This is a genomic window from Candidatus Bandiella numerosa, assembly GCF_021811875.1.
GTDB classification, from domain to species: Bacteria; Pseudomonadota; Alphaproteobacteria; order Rickettsiales; family Midichloriaceae; genus Aquirickettsia; species Aquirickettsia numerosa_A.
In genome coordinates, this window is record NZ_JAJBJD010000165.1 from 1 (window position 1) to 2292 (window position 2292).

The 2292-nt window shown below is 34.1% G+C and carries 5 protein-coding genes; all 5 read right to left on the bottom strand.

All coding sequences use genetic code 11. The features are described 5' to 3' along the window. Window positions 1-424 precede the first annotated feature (424 nt). Window positions 425-964, bottom strand: a complete 540-nt coding sequence (locus tag L8D11_RS04985; RefSeq protein ID WP_236870568.1) for a NuoB/complex I 20 kDa subunit family protein — start codon at window positions 962-964, stop codon at window positions 425-427. Then, complete coding sequence (locus tag L8D11_RS04990; RefSeq protein ID WP_272906052.1) at window positions 955-1326, bottom strand: NADH-quinone oxidoreductase subunit A; 372 nt, start codon at window positions 1324-1326, stop codon at window positions 955-957. Before L8D11_RS04990 ends, L8D11_RS04985 begins: the two co-directional genes overlap by 10 nt. A gap of 4 nt (window positions 1327-1330) precedes the next feature. Continuing rightward, window positions 1331-1657: a 2Fe-2S iron-sulfur cluster-binding protein gene (locus L8D11_RS04995; protein WP_236870569.1), complete on the bottom strand. Its 327-nt coding sequence runs from the start codon at window positions 1655-1657 to the stop codon at window positions 1331-1333. 7 nt (window positions 1658-1664) lie between these two features. Next, a complete protein-coding gene (yajC, locus tag L8D11_RS05000) occupies window positions 1665-1994 on the bottom strand; it encodes a preprotein translocase subunit YajC (RefSeq protein WP_236870570.1) in 330 nt (109 codons plus the stop codon). 70 nt (window positions 1995-2064) lie between these two features. Beyond that, window positions 2065-2256: a hypothetical protein gene (locus tag L8D11_RS05005; RefSeq protein WP_236870571.1), complete on the bottom strand. Its 192-nt coding sequence runs from the start codon at window positions 2254-2256 to the stop codon at window positions 2065-2067. Window positions 2257-2292: the final 36 nt, after the last annotated feature.

Genomic DNA, 2292 nt, shown 5'->3' on the forward strand with positions numbered 1-2292 from the left:
TCCAAAGAGAGAATTTTCAAAAAGCTAAATTTATTTGGGATGAAGCTATCCAAGAGATAGCTGCTGCCTAAAATTTAAGGGTCAGGGTTGTGTTGCGGCCATATTTCCATTAACTTGACGGTGCCGCTTTTATACCAAACTTATCGTTCTTCTTTATATGAATCTAATTTTTTAAATCCATTTATTGCATATCTTCCTTGCTTTGCATTTATGCAACGGCCTTAAAATAATCTCTAATTCTCATATTGGCATTTTGTTTTTATATCTCCTGCCATCGCTAGCAGAGACATATATTATAATAAATATTATCAATAATCTAACAACTAGTGTTGCTAAAAACAATTTTTTCAGCTGATATTATAAATTCTTGGGTAATTTAAAAAAGAGAATCAAATCTTAGCTCTGGTCCATTTAGCTTTGCTTATCACAAAGAGGTTGTTCTTTTTATTTTTCTTTGCAAAATTAATAAGCCATAGAGCAATGCTTCTGCCGTAGGTGGACAACCTGGAACATATACATCCACAGGCACTATTCTATCACATCCTCTTACCACAGAATATGAATAATGATAATAACCACCGCCATTTGCGCAACTACCCATCGAAAGAACCCATCTTGGCTCAGGCATCTGATCATATACTTTCCTAAGAGCGCTGGCCATTTTATTAGTTAGTGTACCTGCTACAATCATAACATCAGATTGACGTGGACTAGGCCTAAAAAGCATCCCAAATCTATCCATGTCATATCTGCTAGACGCAGTGTGCATCATCTCAATTGCACAGCATGCAAGACCAAATGTCATTGGCCATAAAGAGCCAGTTCTAGCCCATTTTACTAAATCATCTAATTTAGCAGTAACAAAGCCCCTGTTTTTAATATCTTTTATAGCATAATTTAAAAGCTCATCTTGTTTTTGACCCGATGTAATTTTATTATGCTCATTATGTATATTTATTCCCATTCCAATGCTCCCTTTTTCCACTCATATATAAATCCTATTGTCAATGTGATAATAAACACAATCATTGACCAAAAACCAATAAGACCTATTTCCTTTAATACAATCGCCCATGGAAATAAAAACGCTATTTCTAAATCAAAAATAATAAAAAGGATAGACACTAAGTAAAATCTTACATCAAATTTTTTCTTAGCATTTCCAAAATTTTCAAAACCGCATTCATAAGTAGATAATTTTTCTTTGTAGTGATTTAACTTATTTACTACAAAAGGTAAAATTATTAATGCAAAAGCTAAGCATGAGCTTATTACTATAAAAATTAATATTGATAGGTAATTTTCTAAATATAATTGCATGTTCATATAGCTATCTTTCTTTAGGTATTTTTACAGTAAGACCATCAAATTCGTCTTGCATTATTATCTGGCAACTTAATCTTGAAGTCTTAGTTAAACCAAATGCCAAATCTAACATATCGTCCTCATCTTCTTTTTTTGGTATCACCTCCTCCAGTATATCATAAAAATTTTTATCCACAATAACATGACATGTAGCGCATGACAGAGAACCACCGCAGGCGCCCTCTATTTCATATATACCATTTTGGTGAGCAATTTCCATAACAGATAAGCCATTAGGTGCTTCTACTTCTTTAACGTCGCCATTATCATGAACAAACTTAATTTTTGGCATTACTTACTCACTTAGCGCTTTTATCTATATTTATAATCTGAGAGACGGTATCTCTTTTAATTTTTACCTTTACATCTTTTGCTATCTCAACAACTAAAATATCGCTCTCTGTCTCCACTTTAGATACGGTGGCAACCATTCCACCTGCGGTAACAATTTGGTCACCCTTTTGTAGATTATTGACCATATCTTGATGATTTTTCAGTTTTTTTTGCTGAGGGCGAATAACTAAGAAATAAAACACAACTATAATTATCAGCAATGGAGCCATACTAGTAAGCATCGAACCGGCTGAGGAGCCAGCTGATGCATCTGCTAAAACCTCTTGTATAAACATAAATAAATATATAATAAATTTTACCTATTTCTATATCATCAGTAGTACTTTTTCAATAACTATTTATGGATTAAAAGTTTATGTGCGCCGTGCATGATGTAAGAGTAGAGGGTTCAAGTCCCTCATGGGCTGATATAGAGCTGTCCATTAGCTGAGGCAAGGTTAACTTCGTGAGGAGTTGGCGGAAGGAAGCTGACGGCAAAGTAAGGCTGAGACGAACAGAAACTTGGTAGTAGGCCGTTATAACTGGGTAACCTAGCATTATCTAGAATAACCTATCTCTATGCGGAAGTGTATA